The organism is Vibrio rotiferianus CAIM 577 = LMG 21460 (genome assembly GCF_002741985.1).
Taxonomy (GTDB): domain Bacteria; phylum Pseudomonadota; class Gammaproteobacteria; order Enterobacterales; family Vibrionaceae; genus Vibrio; species Vibrio rotiferianus.
Window position 1 is genome coordinate 169,577 of sequence record NZ_APHW01000022.1, and the last position, 24,187, is coordinate 193,763.

General features: G+C 41.3%; 17 protein-coding genes. 1 reads left to right on the forward strand and 16 read right to left on the reverse strand.

The window, feature by feature from the left end:
• Nucleotides 1-129: 129 nt before the first annotated feature.
• From B853_RS26460 to B853_RS11360, 7 genes are all read right to left on the reverse strand, one after another.
• Complete coding sequence (locus B853_RS26460) at nt 130-2,541, reverse strand: hypothetical protein (protein WP_143700788.1); 2,412 nt, start codon at nt 2,539-2,541, stop codon at nt 130-132.
• Nucleotides 2,541-6,275 carry an ATP-binding protein gene (locus B853_RS26465; RefSeq protein WP_249027412.1) on the reverse strand — a complete coding sequence of 1,245 codons (3,735 nt, stop codon included), beginning with the start codon at nt 6,273-6,275 and terminating at the stop codon, nt 2,541-2,543. The genes B853_RS26460 and B853_RS26465 overlap by 1 nt, the downstream gene beginning before the upstream one ends.
• 86 nt (nt 6,276-6,361) lie before the next feature.
• On the reverse strand, nt 6,362-7,237 hold the full coding sequence (locus B853_RS11340; protein ID WP_031852475.1) for a DUF5677 domain-containing protein: 876 nt from the start codon (nt 7,235-7,237) through the stop codon (nt 6,362-6,364).
• Between the two features lie 430 nt (nt 7,238-7,667).
• Nucleotides 7,668-8,219, reverse strand: coding sequence for a hypothetical protein (locus tag B853_RS11345; RefSeq protein ID WP_038885212.1), 552 nt, complete (start codon nt 8,217-8,219; stop codon nt 7,668-7,670).
• Nucleotides 8,212-10,995 (reverse strand): hypothetical protein, encoded by a 2,784-nt coding sequence (locus B853_RS11350; RefSeq protein ID WP_038885211.1) that lies wholly within the window; start codon nt 10,993-10,995, stop codon nt 8,212-8,214. Before B853_RS11350 ends, B853_RS11345 begins: the two co-directional genes overlap by 8 nt.
• A 9-nt stretch (nt 10,996-11,004) precedes the next feature.
• Complete coding sequence (locus B853_RS11355; RefSeq protein ID WP_038885210.1) at nt 11,005-13,254, reverse strand: hypothetical protein; 2,250 nt, start codon at nt 13,252-13,254, stop codon at nt 11,005-11,007.
• Entirely contained in the window at nt 13,247-14,479 is a 1,233-nt protein-coding gene (locus tag B853_RS11360) for a site-specific integrase (RefSeq protein WP_038885209.1), read from the reverse strand. Before B853_RS11360 ends, B853_RS11355 begins: the two co-directional genes overlap by 8 nt.
• A 317-nt stretch (nt 14,480-14,796) precedes the next feature.
• On the opposite strand from B853_RS11360, the gene B853_RS11365 reads away from it, so the two are divergent.
• On the forward strand, nt 14,797-16,011 hold the full coding sequence (locus B853_RS11365) for a diguanylate cyclase (protein ID WP_038885207.1): 1,215 nt from the start codon (nt 14,797-14,799) through the stop codon (nt 16,009-16,011).
• Nucleotides 16,012-16,087: 76 nt separating this feature from the next.
• Here B853_RS11365 and nqrM read toward each other — a convergent pair whose 3' ends face one another.
• From nqrM to B853_RS11410, 9 genes are all read right to left on the reverse strand, one after another.
• The gene (gene nqrM / locus B853_RS11370; protein ID WP_005436655.1) at nt 16,088-16,321 is read right to left on the reverse strand and encodes a (Na+)-NQR maturation NqrM; all 234 of its coding nucleotides are present in this window, start codon (nt 16,319-16,321) and stop codon (nt 16,088-16,090) included.
• A gap of 22 nt (nt 16,322-16,343) precedes the next feature.
• On the reverse strand, nt 16,344-17,348 hold the full coding sequence (locus B853_RS11375) for an FAD:protein FMN transferase (RefSeq protein ID WP_038885206.1): 1,005 nt from the start codon (nt 17,346-17,348) through the stop codon (nt 16,344-16,346).
• A 155-nt stretch (nt 17,349-17,503) separates the two neighbouring features.
• On the reverse strand, nt 17,504-18,727 hold the full coding sequence (nqrF, locus tag B853_RS11380) for an NADH:ubiquinone reductase (Na(+)-transporting) subunit F (protein WP_005436653.1): 1,224 nt from the start codon (nt 18,725-18,727) through the stop codon (nt 17,504-17,506).
• A 33-nt stretch (nt 18,728-18,760) separates the two neighbouring features.
• Nucleotides 18,761-19,357: an NADH:ubiquinone reductase (Na(+)-transporting) subunit E gene (gene nqrE, locus B853_RS11385; RefSeq protein WP_005436652.1), complete on the reverse strand. Its 597-nt coding sequence runs from the start codon at nt 19,355-19,357 to the stop codon at nt 18,761-18,763.
• 7 nt (nt 19,358-19,364) lie between these two features.
• Nucleotides 19,365-19,997: an NADH:ubiquinone reductase (Na(+)-transporting) subunit D gene (locus B853_RS11390; protein ID WP_005436651.1), complete on the reverse strand. Its 633-nt coding sequence runs from the start codon at nt 19,995-19,997 to the stop codon at nt 19,365-19,367.
• A complete protein-coding gene (locus B853_RS11395; RefSeq protein ID WP_038885205.1) occupies nt 19,997-20,782 on the reverse strand; it encodes a Na(+)-translocating NADH-quinone reductase subunit C in 786 nt (261 codons plus the stop codon). Before B853_RS11395 ends, B853_RS11390 begins: the two co-directional genes overlap by 1 nt.
• A complete protein-coding gene (locus tag B853_RS11400; protein ID WP_010449833.1) occupies nt 20,772-22,013 on the reverse strand; it encodes an NADH:ubiquinone reductase (Na(+)-transporting) subunit B in 1,242 nt (413 codons plus the stop codon). Before B853_RS11400 ends, B853_RS11395 begins: the two co-directional genes overlap by 11 nt.
• A 3-nt stretch (nt 22,014-22,016) precedes the next feature.
• Nucleotides 22,017-23,357, reverse strand: a complete 1,341-nt coding sequence (locus tag B853_RS11405; protein WP_038885204.1) for a Na(+)-translocating NADH-quinone reductase subunit A — start codon at nt 23,355-23,357, stop codon at nt 22,017-22,019.
• A 460-nt stretch (nt 23,358-23,817) separates the two neighbouring features.
• Complete coding sequence (locus B853_RS11410) at nt 23,818-24,126, reverse strand: BolA/IbaG family iron-sulfur metabolism protein (protein WP_010449838.1); 309 nt, start codon at nt 24,124-24,126, stop codon at nt 23,818-23,820.
• Between the last annotated feature and the right edge of the window lie 61 nt (nt 24,127-24,187).

Below are 24,187 nucleotides of genomic sequence, written 5' to 3' on the forward strand. Positions count from 1 at the left end.
GGAAAAGTATGCTAAAGCTAAAGGTTTCATCGTTTGATATAACAAAATCACTTCTGTCTATATAATTTAGTTAGGGGTAATAGCTACCCCTAGCACATATATGCAACAATGAACAAAATGCCAATGTAACTACCAATTAACCCTCTGTTGGATGGCGCTAGTTATAGGGTCATATGTACCTCGACCATAACTACGTATAACTGCGTTTACTTTTGTCGCTTCGCCAATAACTTCCCGAATTTTTTCAGTTGCCGAGTGTGAGGCGATGACAAGCCATCCATTTGAACAGATATCATCCATTTTAGGTGGTTGTCTAGAAATAGGACCATCTTTCCAATAGATGCTTTCAACCATTACATCGCCTTTCTCATTAATCCAGCGAAACAATCCTTCATCAGAAACAGACCAACCTAGATAAAAGCCAATAGCTGGATTTAACGCTAACCATTCAAGGCCACCATGATCAATGTAAGCACCTGTACCATAAATCACCAACGATGGTTCATCAGCAAAAGTTATTTTGGGGTAATCGCTTGCAGACCAATGCTTCATACTTGGGAAGAAAGCATAAGGTGAGGTAACTTCTACATCATCATTCCATTCAGGATGACAGACTGTAGACATACGAACCTCCGTCGGCAAATCCCAATCTAACCAGCTCCAGGTTGTAAGCTCACCAATAATTTGTTTTCCAGTGTCTATACGATCAACAAATTGTGTAATACCTTGTTCAATACTTCCCAACCATTCATCGTGATTATGAGATACATCTCGATCTTTTGCTTTCGGAACAACAATGCACTCTGGTCTAATAGCGGGCTCAAGCCCCAATAACAATTCATCACTACGTTTGAAAATAGCTCGCAGAAGATCAACTCCTTGAGGAGGTATTCGCCCTGCATCCAATAACTCGCATACCGCATATGAGAGAGCTAGCTTAGCCACTTTTGGTCTCAGTCGATGATAGGTCAGCTTTAGTCCAACGCCTTCCAACCAGTTTCTATAAATTTCCTCAGCCTGCTTATTCCATTCACTCTCTGGAATCAAAGTTTTCATAAATTCACAAACTTTGTAGGCTAAATTCTCAAACGGTACGTTTGACATATCAGCCACAAGCCTCGCTTCAGTCATCAAAGGCCTAAGCAACTCAATCGGGTCATCAACATCAGGAAGTGTTTCTCCAGGACGGATAGCTGAAAAAGGAATAGCTTCCTTTTTATTACTTATTTCTGGTAACTCCAATCCGTATATCAAAGGTAACTTTGAGCGTTCATATGGAGGTAGCCGACCTTTTATTTCTAGCCTACTAGACAAATCCAAGGCAATCATCCTCACACTAAAGTCTTCCGACGCACAGAGTGAAGATATTTCCTGCTCAAATTGAAGAACAAACCCTTTGAAATCCTTTGCTAAGCTACTTAACAAAGATACTACTTTTACCTGTGCCAATCCAATTTTGTCTATTCTATGAGCTACTTGCCTAAGAATTTCTGGCCAATTTGCTTCAATTTTAGCCAAGTCAACGATTGCCTGATGAGCCATAACCCCTAATTCAGGAATAGCCACATCAAGCATATCGAATGCAAACTCAATGAGTAAACTAGCATCCTTCTTCTCGCCAATGTCATCTAACAGTGCCGGTGGTTTCTCAGCCCCTTGTTCAAAAGCGTCTAGCTGGTATGCATGTTCTTTGATTTCCTTCCAAATGGGCAGGATATCTTTATCCTCAAAGAGGATATCGACAATTTCTGGTAAGTTCCAAATTAAACTGCTTGGATACCTATATTCACCAATGTAATCATCAACTAAACAAGCGAGCGCTTTAGGGCGCCACTGTTTAGCATCAATTTCAACAAGGGTTCTAAATATCGACTGTCTAGAACCCCCATCCCAATGTAAATCCCAACCTTTAGCATCTGAGTTATCGAATAAACCTTCTAATAAACTGTTCGCTTTATCCACTTCACCATGTGAAGACAATGCGCCAGCAATACAAGAAACAACATTATTATCAGGCTTAAATGGCTTTAAGAGCTTGTAGAGTTCCTCTAATTGAGGGGCATTCATACCTTTTAAAAAAGGTTGAATTAAGTTCATCCAGCGGAAATATTCAACGGATTTCACATTTCGAAGAAGCTGAAAAAGGTTTTCAGGAGAATTTATTTTCAGTTGAGTCTCTTCTTCTGTAAGTTTTTCCCCTGTATTTAGTGTCAGAGAAGGTTCATGAGTAACATGCTTTTCCTGGGGAGTAGAAATCGCCATTGAGGCATAAAAACTATTGTCCAACCCCGCTTCCCTGACGCCAAGCGCTACCCCTTCTAACCACGAGTAACGATTTGAAGGCAATAAGTGTATATTGATAGATGCAATAAGCTTTTCTATCTCATCCGTCACCCTATCATCAGAGGATTGACAGGTCCGAGACACTAATTTTTTAGGCAGATCAGAAGGATTGTACTCTTCGAAAGGGAGCAGCAGCTTTCTCGTCATCACTGATATTTCTTTCAATGGCGGACTAGAGCCATCAAGCATTCCAGACATCAACCTGTTAGGCCCGGAGCATAATCAAGCCCTTTATGATCGAATAACCACCTCAAGAGCTTTAAACCATATCCCGGATTCCAACGTGTGGTCATAGTGATGAGATCAAGTCCTGCTTCCTGCGTACCACGACCATTTCCCGACTGTTCCAAATCTACTAACGCCAAAGAAAATCGACATATTTCGCCGTAGGCTAAATCAGGATATTGACTGATCAACTTACCTAACCACGATACCCAATGGGAAAATTGCCTGTCTTTCCTATGATATATTCCAAAAGAACCTTTGAAGATTTTTGGTAACAGGCTAGCCGCTCGATCTGGTTTACCAATCGTTGACCACATGATAGAAAGTTCATAGTACTCAGACATTTTAGAGTGAATGTCGTCAAAATCGGTGATCTCTTTTTCGATTTGATCCAGTACGTCAACTAAACCATCCCTGCTATATCCTTCCTTATACAAAGTGAAAGCAATCTCTCTGCGCCAGCCAGTCGGCCAATACCGTTTATCCCAATCTTTTCTAAACGCATCGGCTAAAGCCAAAATACAATCATGTCCATGCTGAGCAGCAGCTCTTATTGCGAAGTTAAAGTAATCAACAGCGGCTGATTCGAACTCATACCACCCAATCCAATCCCTTGTTTGATCATAAGGCTTTCGTAACAATTCAAATGATGGCTTTATCTCCTGAACAATAAAACTTGGTAGCAGCTTCTCTCCAGCCCAACCCCGTCCCCAAATGCTTGAAAACCTCACTAAAGCACGTTCAAATAAGACGTTTCCTGTATACTTTTTTTCGCTTTCATTTGGAACCACTTTAACAGGATCAACATCTTGCCCTAGGGCCGCTCGTAGTCTGTTAAGACGAATTCTATCTGCGAATGGACTTAGGTTCTTCCATTGGCCATGAACACCATATTTATAAAGTTTTGGCTGTTCAAAATTTTCAAACCATTCTTTAGCTTTTTCTATATTTCCATTGGATCTGTAATCCAGTTCAGCAACCAACAACTTTTCTGAAAAATCCAAGTCATTATTTTCAGACCAATCAATGACAGCCTCGAATGCGGTGTCTATCAAAGCCAATGGATATTGGTTAATGCATATGGAGACACATAAATCTATAAGACTATCAAAGTGCTTCCTTTTTTCTGACAAGAAATAGAAAAGCTCAGTTATTTTTTCTTCGTCTTTTGTTTCATAGATACCATTGACCAACCGTCTCATTAAGCGAGCATGTAGGTCTTCATCATTTCCACTCCATGATCCCACACCATCAACTTCACACTTCGTTTGGTGTATAGTTGAGACAAGGTCGCCTAGCGGCATGAAATAATGAGCTACATCAGCCCATCGTTTCAAATCTTCAGCTCCCCCATGATGCGGTTCAATAGCGTCTCCACCTGACAAGTAACTTAGCGGCTCAGCAGATTCAAAGACCCTTTTAGCTTCATTAAAGAATTTGTTCTCCGCTAGAACTTTAGAAAATTTGAGTGCTTCTGAATCACTTACCCTTAGCAGCTCACCATCGAATATGTAACTAAGCGCTGAACTTACTCCCTCCGATGAAAATAAGAGAGCAAGTATATCAACCTCATTAAGGGCGTCTCTTCGCTCTCTAAGCTCACTTTCAATTAAGAGACATCTCACTACGGCAAGTGGATCATTCAGCTCCTTAGCCGACAATAGAACAGCGTCAATATCATCTGTTAAACTCGAAGTATTCCGAAGATTAAAGAACTGGTCTCTAAAGTAACTTTGAGTCCCTGTATCAATTACAGCTTGCATCTGCCGAGCATTAAAAAGGTGGTAAACCGCCTCCCATCGCATTGGATCATTATCCTCAGACGATTGAATACAGTGTTTAGCTAATACCTTGTGATATTCAATATTTTTTGAATCATCAAAATTACCAAATAGGTTTCGGCACGTTTTATCTAAAATAAACTGTCGAAAACTGTTATGAAAAAAGCGCCAACTTACATCACTATCCTTCTTGAAATAGTGGGCTGCACTTGAAATAAAAGCGCGAATAGTTGAATGATCAGACCATTTCTCAAGCACGTGAGTGTTTATTGGCACTCTCAATCTTGACAATAACGCAAGCAAGTCAACAAGCTTCTGATTACTCTCTATTTGTCGCCAATAAACTGAATAGCTTTGCTCAATATGCCCTTGGTAAAGAGGAAATTCATCAATAGCTTCATCATAACTCCTACCCGATCCGCCAGTAATAAACTGCAGCAAATAAACCAAAGATAGTGGGTGCCCTAATGACTTTTCAAAAATTTTCTTCTTATTATCATCTGTTAGGTCGGAACAGCCTGGCCATTCGTTTATGGCTGCATAGACATTTGTCCGAGTAAGAGGAGATATAACAATGGTTCGACTTCCATGGCTGACATGCTCCTTTATCGTATCAGAAAGATCGTTCAACTCTAGCGTTTGACTACCTAGAACAAATATCACTCCATCAGGCACGGTGTTCGGGAGAGGCAAATCTGACAACAAACTCTGTAATGGGTTTTGTTCTCGCTGAATATGATCTAACCCATCAACCATTATGATGGTGGTTACGCCATCATTTTTCCATTTGTCATGGGCTTGTTGAAGCTGCTCTCCTAACAATGATAGGTACTCTTCTCTTGAGCCTGGCTGCCCGGAACTTTCACCACGAAAGCCGTGATTTCTTAGCGATAATGTGATGTCATGAAGAAAAGTAGTCGCTTCACCACGCCCTTGGTAGGTGCTATCGGGTACATATGCGTAATATCTAACTAGTTTATATCCTGCTTTATACTTTAAAGTATGAGTAAGCGTTGTTGACTTTCCTGAGCCAGGGCTTCCAAGCAATGCGACATAGCCCTGCTTGGTTTGTGATAAAACATCAGATATAGAACCAACAGTTTCTTCAATTCCTTGATAAGTTCGATCGATAGGAAATTCATGAACAAACTTATGCTTAAACCTATGACTCCACGCCAACCTATCTAACATATCATCTTTGGACAGCTCAATAATTCGGCGTTCACCTCCAGCCATTTTCGTCAAAAGGTTATATATCTTTTCAATATCTTTTTGCTTTCTTGCTTGTCCTTGATTAGTTATAGGGATATCTGCTGGTCGCTTATAGTTGAATTCAAGCTCACAGTTGCGAATGAAATTCAAAAATTGGTCATCATTAAATTTTGACCGTTTCTGTAGATCCAACAGTGCCTTTTGCCAGCACACGGATACTGTATCTAAGCCTGTTTCACACCATCGTCTATCGAACCAGCATTCTTTTAAGAAAGATTGAAAGTGAGCATGTCGGGGAGCCGTGTCGCCTAAAGGAATTTGAGCTTTAGAGCTTGAACTAGGTACTGATTTATGAAGCAAATGAACTTTTACAATTCTATCTTTATTATTTGTGCTTAAGTGCTTCCACCCCTCTGAAAGTTGCCTGAAAAGGCTCAGCTTCTCATCTCCCTGCTTTGTCGAACTATCCCTTACAAAATCTGCATAGCTAATTGTTCCAGTGTATTCCGCCCACTTCACCTGATACGCATCAAGCTTACCAGTAGTCGCAATCAGTATATCATCTAAGCTTCCAGCATCAGGATCGGCGACTCGAAACCATTCAAGACTTCCATCAAGCAAAGCTTCATATATTAAGCCTGCTGCTATTTCATACTGCGGAACATACCCCAGCATTGCAGTACGTTCACCATCACCTGAATTAATACTAGACACGATAAAAATGATTCCTTAAAAACAGTGTTACACATTGAGAGAAACGCCTTAAGCAGCCTGAGGGGTAGAACTCTTTAGCTTAGAGGCTAGCAATTTGAGCCGTCATACTTCTGATCAAATATCATAAATACTCTATTGTTAACTCTTTCAATCCAGTCGAGAATATTAGTCATATTCTCGTCTTCACAATCGATCCGTCTCAACCATAGCCTGTATGACTCATTGCAAAACTTGAGTGTGGGACAGATATATCTTATATCGGCAGGATGATAAAAAGGGTATACAGAGAATGTTTTGTCCTCATTCTTTTGAAGACACCAGTCCATAGACTCGTTCCAAGAACCGTGAATAGACTCAGACATCATGCCGTAAGTGTATTTATAAAGATCCTCGTATGAAATTTCCTTAAATATGTCGAAAAAGTTCTTACCTTGAAGCTTCCATCGATTTGTCTTCTGTACCTTGAAGTCCTCTTCCGTGAAACCTTCCAAGTCCATTTTTTCTTGAACTGACTTAAGAAGGCGTTTTCCCGCCTTGGTCTCAAAAAATCGAGAGCCTTCTTTTAACTCACGAAGTATTCTCAACCTGTCTTTGTAAGAGCACTTTCTGTAGTCCTCAATTACTTCCGGTTCACTTAATAATAAGTATTCGGCAGTTACTGCTGCTTCGATTAACGGCCTTTCTAAAATACTTATAATTTCTGCATTATCCTGTTCGTAGTAGAATACAACTTCCTTGAGTAGCTTCCAGATCCTCGTTAGTAATCCCAAAATAGGCGCATCTTCTAAGTTGAAGCCAGTAGGATTACGTTCAATGTTTCGAACCCTAGTAATGCAATCATAAATCTCGGCCACATCCTTTACGAAAGTACCCGTAAATCTATTTATGTCTTCTAGTGTTCTAAAACTTTCTCCAACATACACTTCGTCGTATCGACTGATGATTTTTTCTATTTCGTCCAAGCGAAGTTGCTCCTGTTTGGTTATGTTCTCTCAATGCAGCGGTTACATTAGATGCGTCAGTAAAAGTTGGTCAAATAGCGGGTTAGCCAAATGAGAGTGAGCAACAAGGTAAGAAGGAATGGCGTAAAGGAATGCTTACCGTGTTCGGCTCTAACGCAGTTCTTATCGATGAAGCGTTAACTTCAATGACACCCTGACAGATTAACTCCTGTGAATCACAACCTACCATCTAGACAGATGCAGGCTTACATTATTATTCAATCATAACCATATTGAATCATTAGAAAAAGTAGATCAATTAATGACAAAAAAAATTAGTCCTGAGTCATAGGCTAGAACGTTTTGGGGCACAAACGTTTTAGCGCTTTTCCTGAATTAGCATTTACAGGATTACCTTTAGTATCACTAAACGGATAGCTTTTTGGACGTTTTATATAAGCCCTAGCTTTCTCTTTAAGTCGATAGGTAGGCTAGCTGAGGCTAAATCCAATGTTTCTTTAGTGCTGCGGCTTTTGAGTTCATTGTACTTCTTTTCTAAAGATTGGTGACTTTGAACAATGACTTCTTTTTTCTTAACTCTGATTCCCTTTTTCTTTCTATTTAATTGCTTCTTTTGCTCAAGCTCATGCATCTCTAAGAGTTCTTGATTAACATCATCAAAGAAGGCTTCAATGTCTTTACTGAATGAGGACGCATTAAAAATACTTTGTGCTGACCGACCAACGACTTTGGCTACGTTAGACTTTTTAATTTGGTAGAACTTCTTAGTTTTATTTGTTGCTACCTCACCAAAGCTTGAAATCGCTTCTTCGGCTTCCTTTTTTAAATCAAGAATGGCATGGTAAGCTTTATGGGTTGTATGCTCGGGTTCGTTAACCACCCATGAAGGTTGTTCATTCTGTTCTGATTTATCTAAGGCATCATTTAACGAGTCCAGAAACTCATCCGACATAAGCTCATCTAATTCAAAGTCATTATGCATACAGTTTTTTCTCTTCCATACTCTTGCTTTCTATAGCATCAATTGCTTTGCTAATTGCAGCTAAAATCTTGTCAACACTGGCAGCATTCTTTTCATTTCTAAGCTCTGTAATACGCTTCCAGCTTGATTTAAGTGTTGGTAGGTGTGCCTCTAACAAGAAACCAAAAGCGTGTTCCTGTAACGCCTCTTTTACCATCGGTTGAATCACTTGCCATATCCCTTTGATATTACCCTCCGTGATGAGTGCATTGGTACAATTCAGACAAAACTCAGGCTTGGCATCTTGTGGGTTTAACGACCCCATTTTCGAACATTTTGCTCTAGAATCCGCACCATCACGAGGAATACAAGTAGCGAAAGTATTTACTTGAATATCAATGATACGACCACTTAACGCCTCTCTTAGAGCAAGTATTCCATTATCATCTTTCACTTGCGTTAATGATGTCGCTTTTTTCACGAACTGTGCCAGACCGCCTACGTATTTTTCACCAACTTGCTCTGACTCTATAATCAGCAACTCGACCAATGAGTTTAGGTAACGCTGCTTCGCTGATTGCATTAACCCTCTAGCATCTTTATCTCTTAGATACGCCATGAAGAAAGAATTATCTAGGTGAGCAAACTGGTGGCGTATGACCGCACCCACATCACCCTGATAGCGTGTGAGAACTGATTCAGCCCATATATGACGAAAAGCGTGAGGGGAAGGATAACGCACACCTTCTAATAACTCAGAGCTAATATCCTTCATCGTTTTCTTATCATTCAAATCCACTGAGCCACTGGTTAGCAGCGCTTTAGTTTGATCGGAAAGATAATTTTCGATGACTTCTTGATGCTTTGTATTTTCAAGAGGCTCACCTTTAGAGAATAAAATAAGAGAGGCTTTCAGTGCTTTTTGAGCTCGATAGCCATTAAAAGATGAGCAAGAAAGACGTAACCAATCCTTTTTCACCTCTTGAGCACAAGAAAGTAAATTCTTATAACGAGCACTACCAACACTGCATTTGGTTGACAACAATTCTAATTCTTTTTGCTCATAAATCGTCAACTGAGTAATGTGCTTGCTATTTAAGGTATCGAGCTTAATCACATCATTAAAAGGCTGGTACGCTCTAACAAAGCCTTCCCAACTCGCTTTAACTCTATTCTCAATGTATGTAACAGATTGATTAATTTTATCCTTTTCAGTATGTTCTGCATAAGAATATAGGCACGGCTCATCGCCTTCATGCCCGAACACCTCATTTAATTGTGCGGCAACTTGATAGCACTGAGAGGTAATTTCTCGATTAATTTTGGTTGAACCGCCCGTTTTAGGGACAAACCATTTAAGCTTGAAGCGAAATGGAACATGGGCATTGTCGAGAATATCCAAGTTCAGTTCAGATTGTATCGCACTCAATGGAAAACCGAATTCAGATTTTCGATAGCCTGTCCACGCCACAACAAGGCTAGTCATCGCATGAAACGAAATATCTATAGCTGCTTTAAAGCCTTTATACGTTTTAAACTCTTGATTAGAAAATTTTTTATTTGCCCAAGCGCCAATATCAGCAAAAAACTGCTCCCTCCCCAATTTTTGCTTAGAGACAGTTGTTTGCATTTTTACGTACACTTCATCTACGGATAATTGGCTTAAAGATTCAGCCTCTAAAAAGGTTTTATCTAAGGAAAGTAAGTAGCCTTGCCATACCTCATGCGATGTCTTATGCCCCTCCAAACCTAAGTATTTTTGCAGCATTAATATTCGAATTAATTCCACTGAATCACTTCGAGAGGATAAGCCTAACTCAACAACTAACACTTCAATGGATTGGTCTTTTAAAGACGTTACCAACTCAAATCGCTTCGAGTATTCCTCAAAAAGCGCATCTTTCACTTCCACAGCAAGAGCATTAAAATTAATCCCTACCCTGTGGGTAGTAGGCTTGTACTCTACACTTCTTAATATTGCTGTAAGTATGACTTCACGAAGGGAATTAGAAGAACTAACATCTAAACTCTTCATCCCATATTTAGTGTCGATACTCTCAAATACCAACCTACATACGGAGGCATACAGAAAGTCGTTTTGATAAACAAGATTAAGATAGTCACCGTAATATTGCCCCAACTCAAGTCCAAGAAAGTTAAAGCTACCGCCTTTTTTAAATTCAGCAAGCGTGATGCTGTATTGTGATTGGCAGACTTCACCTAAGCTCTTTTCAATTTTCTTTCTTGTTAGAGAGGAATCAATAACACCAACCACACCAAGAGCTTTGAGGTTGTTTCTTATTTTATGGAATTGGACTGGGCGAATCGCCCCCAGATAAGAAGGCGTTGATACACGATTCACAAATCCATACTGGCTGACCGTTCTCCCCATAAACGATGTCCAAAAAGATTCCAATAACGATGTAGTAAGGCTTGTTGCGCTATTCTCCTTAAGCAAGACGAAAAGGTGCAGCATCATTTGATAAGCAGGAAGTGCCTTATCAACACTAGCAGGGCTGATAACACTCAGACAAACTAACTTTGCATATTCCTTCGCATTCAAAAGATAATCATACCCATCCTTTAAATAGGTCGCTACGGATTCACGGTTAAACACAGGCAAATCAAACCATGAGAAATCCAATGTTGTGACGCTACCGTTTTGTTTAAATTTAAAGTGCCAAGTGTCAGAATAAACATCGCCTTTATCACTCATGAAAAATGGGTTAGCGGTCAGCTTTAAATTCTGGTCATACCAAAAACTATCAATTGGATTTCTTAATACGGTTAGTGCCATAGTTCCCCCTTACATCGAGTGAAAGACGCTCATTACCACGCCATTTTTTATCATTAAGTCAAACAGCTCCCTACCTTTACGCTGTGACGTTTTACTCATCTTCGGCAAGGTATCTTCTAGCCATTCTACAGTCGGTATCACGGTTTTAAATAAGTGGTCAGGGTTATGAGAAAGAAGCTTCTTGTAATTCTTTTTGAATTCATGGAGGTAATTGTGTATTTTTAAAACAGTAATAGGGCTATCTGAAACATAGATCGGCGATAACCCTTCATCTTCTTTTTGGTCACTCAGCGCCATCACGCCCACTTCATTAACACGCCCCTTTTCTTGCCCTGTGACGACTCTAAGCCTTGCATTCATTTCCTCATGTTTGTATGCAATCAAATCTGTGACCGCCATAAACTCACTATTAAATGCTGCGACTTGTTTTTCATTCTCAGGCTTAAAGTTCAAATTAAAAACATTCTGAATTAAGTCCAACATCACCTCGCGAGTGATTCGACCTGAGCTATTCATCCACTCTTCATTCTCTTCGGTTAAATAGCTTACTTTCTCGGTTTGGTTTGAGTGAGAGTTTCGATTAATCAGGTAATTCAATGTGTATGGGTCACTAAATGCATGAACCGCACTATTTTTAATAGATTGAAGACCAAAAAATTTTCTCTGACAACGCGATTGCGATTGAGCGACTAACTTTCGCCTCTCTTCTATCGTTATTTTATAAGGGTTCTCAATAACATTTTGAGGATGGATACCGTGGGAAATCAGGGCGCAAATTGCTTGAGGCATTAAATTAGGTAGCTGCTGTTTTTCGTGTGCAGCTTTAAGCTTTTCAGACAAATCGCTTATTTGAAGTAGCGCATTAAAAACACCTAAAAGTGAGTGGATTTTGTTACTAATCGACAAGTCTTGCTTAGTAAAGAAAGGTAAGCCTTCATCTTGCTGTTCTAGTAGTATTAAAAGCGCCTTACCTTCTGGTGTTCGAGCGGATAAAGAACGGGTTGTATGAAACACTTTAGCCCGACCTTTAAAATACTCACATTCAATATTGGTGACCCTCCCGCCAACTTTCATCAATCTAAAATCAGAGTGCCTTAGTTTAGGTATGTCATTTGGTTGCACCGTTAAGCTTGCCATTAACCAAGCAAACATTAGCCCTCCGACATCAGTCAGTGCTTTTGATGAATCACCCTTTAACACATCCTTAATCCACTTGATAGAGAAAAGAACACCATCTAGTGATGTAGTAAAATGAATGCTTGCGAAATCCATATTAACTTTCGTTTTGTCACGTTTTTTATTCAGAAAAAGGCTATCACACTCATCCTGACTCTTTAATGCAGAAGTAATAGCACTGTAGGCAGCTAAACTCCTTGAATTAGAAAGAATGAAAGTCCCTAGCGCTGCTCTAAGGGCATTCGATGGATTATCTTGCTTATGATAAGCAGACAACATCAAATAAATGATATTACCGACTGCTTTACACCTATCGAAGATGCTATCCTTTGACTCAATAGCTAACCAAGAACTTAGCTGAGGCTCCATGCTCTTAATCAGCGTATGTAGTTCATCTTTATAGGTTTTCAATTCAAGAATAATAGTGGCTGCGGTTAGGCTTAATGAATTCATCGCCAGCTTTGGGGAAGCGAGAGCGGAATAAAGCTCACTTCCAATACCAATATCGTCTCTTCTCAACCAATCTAACGCACCGAAATAACTGGCTATGGATTTTTGAGACCTATTCAGGTTAGGGGTAGATTTCGTCTTGCGAAGTTCAATAAGATACGCATACTCATCACTACTTAACTCTTTTCTTAATGATTCAGACTCAATAGAATAACCCAACACAACCTTTAAATTGACTAATGGGCTTAGACCCCCATGATTGTCTAACTCATCCATACGGTCGGTTTCGTAAAGTTTTAGTGCTTCGTAGCGATTTTTAATTTTGTGGGCATTAAGCCATTCAATGAATGGTTTGGCTACCTTCGAAAATAGATCTTTTGCAGAAAGCGCAGCGCTTTTATCAAAAAAGACGTAGTTATAAGCCGCAATCATTGCCTTGTAGATAATCGCTTTATCGGAGTCCTTGGTGTCGGTCATTAATAGAGTATAGGCAGCACTAGATACACCCTTAGGGATAAAAATAGACCTAACAGAGAAAGGAATCTTTATTGACGTAACAGGCTGTTTTTTCGCAAACTCACTAGATAGCAGTGTTTCTATTTCAACGTTTGAAAGTGCCTCTAAATTATCCATTAACCACCTCCTTTAGTAACTGCTCTCTCTGACCGCAAGCATGAATGTACACTTTGGTGGTTTGGTTTGAATACTTGCTATCTACTTTATGTCCTAAGCGTCTTGCGGTTTCAATATACACCGCAGATTCCGTGGTAATCGATTCGTATGATTTCTTTGCTTTTTGGCAACCTTCATAAAAAACATCAGTGCCAAATGAGTGTCTTAAGTGGTGGTAACTCAGTGCTTTATCCAACTCTTGGTAGCCTGAGTAAGCTTCTGGATTCTCTTGCATTAATTTGCGAACTTTCTTTAATACATCGGCAAAAACATCACTTCCAAATCGCTCAGATACAACTTTACCTCGACTACTATTAATTGAATTTGATACCAATAACTGATTGCACTCAGTTTTTGGTCGCTCCAAATCATAATATCGCTTCATTAATGCTAGGTGATTACGCTCAATATAAAGCTTTCTCTTTGAGCCATACTTTGCATGAAAAGAAGCTAGATGATACTCGAATTCCTCTTTATTAGGGTTATCCGTCATATCTTTAAAAAGGCTCAATAAGCCTTTTTGAGTAGAACCATCAGCCTTAAAGTCATCCAAGTAAAATCCTTGGTTTTCACGAGTTCGACAGCCAAGTTTCCCACCATTTCGGAGTGCAATTTCACTTAATAAGGTGCTGCAATTTCTATAAAGCAGTTCTCTTGTCGCTGGAAGGAGGTACTTTATAATAAGTTTCGACTTGTTATTTGAACGAACAATTTCTCTATTTTCTGAATAAATAAAGATTTTCTTATATGGAGTATCAAAAAAGTAAGAGAGCCAGTTGTAATAACTACTTAGTGACATCACCGCTCGATTAACTACAACTTCACTAGTTTCCATCGTCTGAATTAGATGGTCATTAATAAATGTATTCATATATTCAGCAGGAAGAGCAGTATGGTTACCGAGTGTAAGTAGGGGATGTTCTGATCCTTTGGCGTAATCTTCTAACCACTCAAGGAAAACGCCTAATTTCTCACCCCTGACATATTGAGCATCTTCACCAATTTCAACCTCCTTGAATTGGAAGTCATATTGTTCGGTCTCAGGGTTCTTTACTTTTTCATGGACAACAGAAAGCCCATTCAAGGTGGTGTAACGATTATAAAGGCAAGGTAACAGAAGTGGCACATCGTTATCATCAAGATAAATCCAGTGCTTGTTATAAGTTTTATCATTTATTCTTTGCATACATTTTTCCATTGCATTGCTACCTTTAAGCAAAAGGTATCAAGCAATAAAAATACTTACAATTTTTTTCTTAAATCAACACCCTCAAGTTTAAAAGCAATCCATATCAACGTGAATGATTTTTCTTACTCGTTCTTGCACGATCTACACACAAATAACACTGTTTAAAAAAACAGTATAGCGATAAATAGGCGCATTTAAAATAGTGTTATCTGGAGCCAGAGCCAAGAATTTTTTCATGGTATTCACCCCACTTTCTATTATTATTGAGCTCTATAACATTAAAAGTAATTTATATACAAAAGTAGGGAAACTTTTTGAGTAAGAGAATTTTGGTTGTCGAAGACAGCCGTGCTTATAGAAATTACCTGCAGCAAATATTAACGAAAGCGGGCTACGAAGTACTTGCTGCTGAAAGTTATGATGAAGCGAAATCAACCTTAGCTTCACAACCAGAGCTGTTGTGCGCCGTATTAGATTACTGTTTGCCAGATGCTCAAGATGGCGAAATTATTGATCTGCTGTTATCTCATAACCAAAAAGTTATCGTGCTAACAGCCATGTTCCAAGAAGATATTCGTGAGCAGATGCTAGCGAAAGGTGTATTGGATTACATACTGAAAGACAGCATGGCTTCTGTCTCTTACCTACTTCCTCTCATTAAGCGCTTAACAAATAACCAGCAGCATAAGTGTTTGGTTGTAGACGACTCAATGACTGTTCGCCACCACGTTGTGCAGTTGTTAGAGCACCAATATATCCAAACACTTCAGGCTGAGAATGGCCAACAAGCGATTGAGTTAATAGAACAAAATCCCGACATCACATTTATACTCACCGATCATGACATGCCAATAAAAGATGGCATTACAATGATCCGTGAATTACGGCAGAATTTTGATAAAAACCAACTCGCTATTCTTGGTATCTCCGGAAGTGATGACCACACAATGACCGCTCGCTTCCTCAAAGCCGGTGCTAATGATTTCTTATATAAGCCATTTAATCAGGAAGAGTTTTTCTGCCGTGTTCATCAAATACTGGATATGAAGGAAGCGACAACAGAACTGTTTAGAATGGCAAACCAAGATGCTTTGACTGGATTGTGGAATCGCCGCTTCCTGTTTGGCCAAGCTTGTGATGGTTGCGAAAAACGTAATATTGCCATGTTAGATATCGACTTCTTTAAAAAAGTGAATGATAACTACGGGCACGATGGTGGCGATGCGGCACTCGTTATGGTCGCGAATATATTAAAAATCTATTTCCCGGATGATGTGATTGCGCGTTTCGGCGGCGAAGAGTTTTGTATTCAAGCGTGCGGTAGTTATGAAGATTTTGTGACCCGCTTGGAGCAAATGCGTCAACGAGTGGAGAAGACCCCTATTCCTTATCAAGATAAGAACATTCAAGTGACCATTAGTGTTGGTGTGGCGAGTGTTGAAGGTGATCTTGACCAACAGATTAAAGTGGCAGACGACCGTTTATATCAAGCAAAAGGGAATGGGCGAAACCAAACTATTTATCAGTAAGCCTCTCCTCTTGATATAAAGCCTAAAAAACAAAACCCAGCCATTAGCTGGGTTTTATCATTCTTGCTATCGCTGATTAAGCAATGCGATCTTTTTCCCATGCAGCCAGCTTTTCTGCGCGGGCAGCTTCACGAGCTTCACGCTTCTTACGCGCATCACATGGTTCTGGGCAGTTACATACCTTCTCAATACCAACCGCACCAAGACCACCACAACTGCCTTTTACCACCTTCTTTTGGAAGATGTAACCCACTGCCATCGCTGCAATCACCGCAACAAAAACAGCAAAAGTAATTAGAAATGTACTCATAAGGACATGCTCACTTCTGTTGTTATTTCTTCATGAACGGCTTGTATGCTTCCGAAGCCAGCTCTTTAAAACCATCATCCGTTTTCACAATCATGAAAACAGGAATGTTATTTTCGTTCGCGATTTCCATGCCTTTGTCTTCACCTAGTACCATAAGGCCAGTTGCAAGACCATCAGCCGTCATCGACGATTTATCCAGTACCGTTACAGACACCACTTTATGATGGATTGGTTTGCCTGTTTGCGGATTGATGATGTGAGAGTATCGCACACCATTGCTCTCAAAGTAATTACGATAGTCACCACTTGTTGCAATTGCCATGTCGCCAGGCTCAATAATTTCTTGAATTGAGCGCTCATCAACAGTCGGCTTTTCAATTGCAATACGCCATGGCACACCTTCACGATTAATGCCTTTCAAACGCATTTCACCGCCAACTTCTACCATGTAGTTGTGAATGCCTTGTGATTGTAGGTAATCCGCAACCACATCAACACCCCAACCTTTTGCGATAGTAGATAGGTCAACGTACAAGTTTGGAATGTCTTTCGACATTTTATTGCCTTCAACCGAAAGGTGGTGAATACCAGTATTCGCTTTACGAGCAGCTAGCTCTTCATCTGTCGGAACCACATCTGGACGCGCTTCTGGACCAAAGCCCCAAAGATTCACTAGTGGACCAACGGTTACGTCTAGTGCGCCTAGAGTAAGACCGTTCAAGCGAATCGCTTCTTTCACTACCGTTGCCGTTTGCGGTGATACTTCAAATGGCTCACTGGTCTGGTGTTGGTTAAAACGGCTAAGCTCTGAATCTTCACGGTAAGTCGACATCTGATCGTTCACTTCTTCAAGTAGGCGGTCGATTTCTGTTTGCAAAACTTCAGGCGATGGCAGGCCATCTTGCTCGATGTATTTAATGTTGTATGTGGTACCCATTGTTGGGCCACTTAAATGAACTTGATCTGCAGGCTGTTCACAACCAGCTAGAACCAATAGAGAAGCGAATGCAACAAGCCACTTTTTCACTTGTTTACTCCTATTGTCGTTAAATTGATATGGAAAATGGGTTCTCTCAAGACAAACCGATTTCCTATAGCAACTGTTGAATATGGTTTTTATTTCTACAAAAAATAATGGCTAGCTCTTAGAGAGCTAGCCATAGATTCAATCACTTAGGGGGATTAACCACCGAAGTCATCTAGAAGGATGTTTTCATCCTCTACACCTAGATCTTTCAGCATGCCGATTACAGCCGCATTCATCATAGGTGGACCACACATGTAGTATTCACAGTCTTCTGGCGCTTCATGATCACGTAGGTAGTTCTCGTAAAGAACGTTGTGAATGAAGCCAGTGTAACCATCCCAGTTATCTTCTGGCATAGGGTCAGACAGTGCACAGTGCCATACGAAGTTATCGTTGTCAGCCGCTAGGCCATCGAAGTCTTCTACGTAGAACATTTCACGCTTAGAACGTGCACCATACCAGAATGACATCTTACGCTTAGAGTGCAGACGTTTCAGCTGGTCGAAGATATGAGAACGCATTGGAGCCATACCTGCACCACCACCAACGAATACCATTTCAGCATCAGTGTCTTTCGCGAAGAACTCACCAAATGGACCAGAGATCGTACACTTGTCGCCTTCTTTTAGAGACCAAATGAACGATGACATGATACCAGGTGGTACGTCAGGGTTGTTTGGCGGCGGCGTAGCGATACGCACGTTAAGCATGATGATACCGTGCTCTTCTGGGTAGTTAGCCATAGAGTATGCGCGGATCGTTTCTTCGTTTACCTTAGACTCGTAGCGGAACAGGTTAAACTTGTCCCAATCTTCACGGTATTCTTCAGGTACATCGAAATCAGCGTATTTAACGTGGTGAGCTGGCGCTTCAATCTGGATGTAACCACCAGCACGGAAAGGTACTGATTCGCCATCTGGGATTTGTAGCTTAAGCTCTTTGATGAATGTTGCTTTGTTATCGTTAGAGATAACAGTACATTCCCACTTCTTAACGCCGAAGATTTCTTCAGGAAGTTCGATGTCCATGTCAGTTTTCATTGCAACCTGACACGCTAGACGCTCACCTTCACGTGCTTCACCTTTAGTAATGTGGTCAAGCTCGGTAGGTAGGATGTCACCACCACCTGATTTAACTTTTACGCGACACTGACCACAAGAGCCACCGCCACCACAAGCAGAAGATACGAATACGCCAGCACCAGCTAACGCAGATAGTAGCTTACCACCTGGTTGTGTAACGATCGCCAGTGAAGGGTCATCGTTCACAGAAATTGTAATGTCACCTGTTGGTACAAGCTTAGACTTAGCGAAAAGAATCACTAGTACTAGCGCAAGTACGATCAGAGTAAACATCACTACACCAAGAATAATGTCCATTGACTATTCCTTAATTGTTGCGGTTTACCCGACTTACAGTTGAACACCAGAGAAAGACATAAAGCCTAACGCCATTAGACCTACAGTGATGAACGTGATACCTAGACCACGTAGACCAGGAGGTACATCTGAGTACTTCATCTTCTCACGGATACCTGCAAGAGCGACGATCGCTAGCATCCAGCCCACACCAGAGCCGAAACCGTAAACAACAGATTCAGCAAAGTTGTAGTCACGTTGTACCATGAAAGATACACCACCGAAGATCGCACAGTTTACTGTGATCAGCGGTAGGAAGATGCCTAGCGCGTTGTACAAAGGTGGGAAGAAACGGTCAAGAACCATCTCTAGGATCTGTACAAGTGCTGCGATTACACCGATGAAGGTGATGAAGTTTAGGAAGCTAAGGTCTACGCCCTCAACTAACGCGTTCTCTTTCAGAACTAGGTTGTAAACTAGGTTGTTCACAGGAACCGCGATAGTTAGTACTACCACAACTGCAACACCTAGACCGAAAGAAGTCTTAACTTTCTTAGATACGGCAAGGAAAGTACACATACCTAGGAAGAAAGACAGTGCCATGTTTTCGATGAAAATCGATTTAACTAGCAGGCTGATGTAATGTTCCATGACGTCCTTACTCCTTCGCTTCGATTTGTTCAGGTCTGATAATGCGGATAGCCCAGATCATGAAACCGATTAAGAAGAATGCTGATGGTGCAAGTAGCATCAGACCGTTTGGCTGGTACCAACCACCGTTGCTCACTAGAGGTAGAACTTCCAGGCCAAATAGTTTGCCTGAGCCAAATAGCTCACGGAAGAAACCAACAGTGATAAGAACGAAACCGTAACCAAGACCGTTACCGATACCATCAATTAGCGATGGGATTGGCGCAGATTTCATTGCGAATGCTTCTGCACGACCCATTACGATACAGTTCGTAATGATCAGACCTACGAATACAGATAGCTGTTTAGAGATATCGTATAGGTATGCTTTAAGCACCTGGTCTACCACGATTACTAGTGATGCGATGATTGCCATCTGAACGATGATACGCACACTGTTAGGAATGTGGTTACGGATTAAAGAAACAGAGAAGTTCGACAGTGCAGTTACAAACGTTACCGCTAGTGTCATTACAAATGCTGTTTCTAGTTTAGTTGTTACTGCAAGAGCAGAACATACACCAAGAACCTGCAGCGCGATCGGGTTGTTATCCAACACCGGCGCCATAATGCTCTTTTTAATGTTTTGTGCGCTAGACATTAGTTCAGACCTCCGTCACGAACTTTTGCTAGGAAAGGACCGAAGCCCATGTCACCTAACCAGAAGTCAAATGTACCTTGAACACCGTTACCAGTTAGTGTCGCACCAGATAGGCCATCAACGCCGTGTTCAGAACCTTCTGGAGCACCACCTTTAACAATCTTAATTGCTGGTTTGTGGTTCTCATCGAATAGTTTCTTACCAACGAATTGAGCGCGCCATGCTGGGTTTTCTACTTCACCACCAAGTCCAGGAGTTTCACCTTGCTCGTAGTAAGTAATACCAGACACAGTGTTACCGTCAGTTTCAACCGCAACGAATGCGTACATCATTGACCAAAGACCTGTACCGTGAACAGGGATGATAACTTTCGAGATTTCATCACCACTTTTCACTAGGTAAACGATACCTGTGTTAGCACGACGTAGGATCTTAGCTTTGTCTTCATCAGCCGTTAGCTTGATAGACTCAGCTGGATCTTTAGCGGCTTTACGTTGGTCGTAGTTAGCTGCTGTAGAGCCATCTTCAGCTTTCTCTACAAAGTCACCCGTTTTGAAATCAACTAGACGAGGTTCAATGTATTGTGCAAATAGCTCAGGTACTTTTTTACCGTCTGCTTCAATGCCAGCAACTTCTACAATCTTAGATTGCTTATCTAGGACAGCGTTAGCTTTTTGCTTATCACGCAGGCCTACGGCTGCTGTTGATACGATGATTGAACAAACAAGGCTCAACCCGATAACAACACCCAGCGTCTTTTTAATGCTGTCGTTATTACTTGCCATAGCGTGCTAGTCTCCGCTTGATGTTCTTCTCAATAACCACATGGTCGAACAGAGGTGCGAATAGGTTCGCGAATAGAATCGCCAGCATCATACCTTCAGGGTAAGCTGGGTTAACTACACGGATCATCACACACATTGCACCGATTAGGATGCCGTACCACCATTTACCGCCGTTGGTAAATGAAGCTGATACTGGGTCAGTTGCCATGAAGAACATACCGAATGCAAAACCACCTAGAACTAGGTGCCAGTGCCAAGGCATGTTGAACATTGGGTTGGTGTCAGAGCCAATCACGTTGAATAGTGTTGACACTGCAATCATACCGATCATTACACCCGCAATGATGCGCCACGAAGCGATTCGCATGTATACGATCATCGCTGCACCGATCATTAGAGCTAGAGTCGATACTTCACCAATTGAACCAGGGATGTTACCGATGAAAGCATCCATCCAAGTGATAGGAGCGCCAGTGATGTTGTTGATCAACGCGCCGCTACCGCCGTGAGCCCATTGGCTAAGAGCAGTTGCACCAGAGAAGCCGTCAGCTGCTGTCCATACTACGTCACCCGAGATTTGTGCTGGGTAAGCAAAGAATAGGAAAGCACGACCCGCAAGAGCAGGGTTCAAGAAGTTACGACCTGTACCACCGAAGATCTCTTTAGCAACAACAACACCAAATGTGATACCTAGTGCCGCTTGCCATAGAGGTAGCGTTGGTGGAACGATAAGTGCGAATAGGATAGAAGTTACAAAGAAGCCTTCGTTAACTTCGTGCTTACGCACCATACAGAAAAGTACTTCCCAGAAGCCACCAACAATAAATACTGTTGCGTAGATCGGTAGGAAGTAAGTCGCACCTAGTAGCATCTTACTGCCAACACCAGCTTCAGCACCGATGGTGCCGCCAAACATTTCTGTTAGCCAGTAGTGCCAGTTACCTGCGATAACTGTCGCTAGTTGATCACCAGCGTACATGTGGTTAAGTGCTGCGATAGCTTGGCCACCCGCGTTGTACATACCCCAGAACATTGCTGGGAATACCGCGAACCAAACCATGATCATGATACGTTTTAAGTCAACGCTATCACGAACGTGCGAGCTACGTTTTGTTACTAGACCTGGCGTGTAGAAAAGTGTTGCTGCTGCTTCGTACAGTGCAAACCATTTTTCGTGTTTACCGCCTGGTTCAAAATGATGCTCGATATCCTCTATGAATTTCTTAAGCATGGATTACCCTTCCTTCACAATGGTATCTAGGCATTCACGAAGTAGCAGACCGTACTCGTATTTACCAGGACATACAAAGGTGCACAATGCCAAATCTTCTTCATCCAGTTCAAGTGCACCCAGTGCTTGAGCACTGTCAGTATCACCGGCACATAGATCACGAAGTAGCAAAGTAGGTTCCATATCAAGTGGCATTACACGTTCGTAGTTGCCGATTGGAACCATTGCACGATCACTACCGTTAGTTGTCGTTGTCATATTGAACAACTGACCTTTAAAGATGTGACCAAGGAAAGATTTTGTGATTGAGAATTTGTTTTTACCAGGAACAGCCCAGCCAAACAGTTCTTTCTCACGACCTTCACGCAGGACAGAAACCTGCTGATGGTAACGGCCAAGGTAAGCATGTGGACCAGACGCTTGTGTACCAGAAAGTACCGAGCCTGAAATCACACGAACTTCGCCTGGCATCAATTCGCTGTCAGTTAGGTCTTCAAGAGAAGCACCTACAACAGTACGAAGAAGACGTGGGTTATTCACTACAGGACCAGCAAGAGATACAACACGATCTGTGTATAGCTCACCAGTTAGGAATAACTTACCGAACGCGATAACGTCTTGGTAGTTGATGCTCCAAGCCACGTTTTGTGCATTTACTGGGTATAGGAAATGCATGTGGGTGCCAGCAAGACCTGCTGGGTGAGGGCCATCGAAGACGTGTTCTTCTACGTTAGACTGAGAAGAGCGTGGCAAGCTAGTGCCAGATTTACATACGTAAACCTTGCCTTCTGTCAGGGCTGAAAGAATGTCTAGACCTGCAACGAATGCTTCTTGTTGTTCATTGATGATCAACTCAGGCTGTGCTGCTAGTGGATTAGTATCCATTGCAGTTACGAAAATAGCCTTAGTAGCAGACTCGATTGCTGGAACCTTGCTAAACGGACGAGTACGTAAAGCGGTCCAAAGGCCAGATTCAACCAATTGAGTCTTGATCACTTCGCGATCTAGACCTGCTAGTTGAGCTGCTTCGAACTTATCAAATGTAACCTGCTCTTCGCCTGCCACTTCAATCACTACAGATTGAAGTACACGCTTAGCGCCACGGTTAACTTCGATCACTTTACCGGCTGCTGGAGCAGTGAACTTAACGCCAGGGTTCTTCTTGTCTTCAAAAAGAACTTGCGCTTTTTTCACTTCATCGCCAACGCGGACATGCATGGTAGGACGCATGCCAACGTACTCTTCGCCAAGCAAGGCGACTTTTTTGATGGTCTTACCATCATTAATCACCTGGGATGGAGCTCCTGCGATAGGAAGATCCAAGCCCTTCTTTATTGTAATCATACGCACTTGCACTACTTTTATCGGGAAAAAGATTCTTTTGATTGCGTAACTTTTAGACACGACATCAGTGTCCGGTTTTGATGCTGTTTAAAACATCAAAATCGCAACATCCTATTAAAAATCTCATCACATTTTTTGAGCGAGATTTATCAGGTGCAGTAGTCTAGCATTTTTTGGGAACTTGATGCCATGACCAATGATAGCAATAGTGGTTTTATTTCGACCGAATCAGATCTAAAAGGCTAAAGAATAGTCATAAGTTTGAACCATCGCACAATTGCATCGTCCTCTACGAATACCTATTTAGTGATATATTCATGGTTTGAAACAAACAGAAATTTCTATTTATTTGTTGAAACACTGTTAACACATTTTTTAACCAGCTTTTGTACCACATTGTGTCCCCGTAAAAATGTAAAATAAAAAAAGATGACTCTCGTCATCTTCTTTTATCAATACTTTAGCGCCCTCCGCCCATGCACATTGGGCTATCTGGCGCACCATTTTGTTGCTCATGCCACTCAGCTTCAGTGTAAGTATGAATCGCCAAAGCATGAATGTGATTATCAAGTTCATCAGCCAAGATTTGGTTAACTTGTCGGTGGCGACCAATTAAACGCTGACCGTCAAAAGCATTACATACGACAATCACTTTAAAGTGGCTTTCTGAGCCTGGTGGAACATTATGCATGTAGCTTTCGTTAATCACTTTTAGGTAACTAGGCTGCAGCTCACTATGTAGCTTCTTTTCTATGATTTCTTGGATCATATTACGTCCTCGCAAATACGAATTATGCAAGTATATACGCAACTCATTCAAACAACGTACA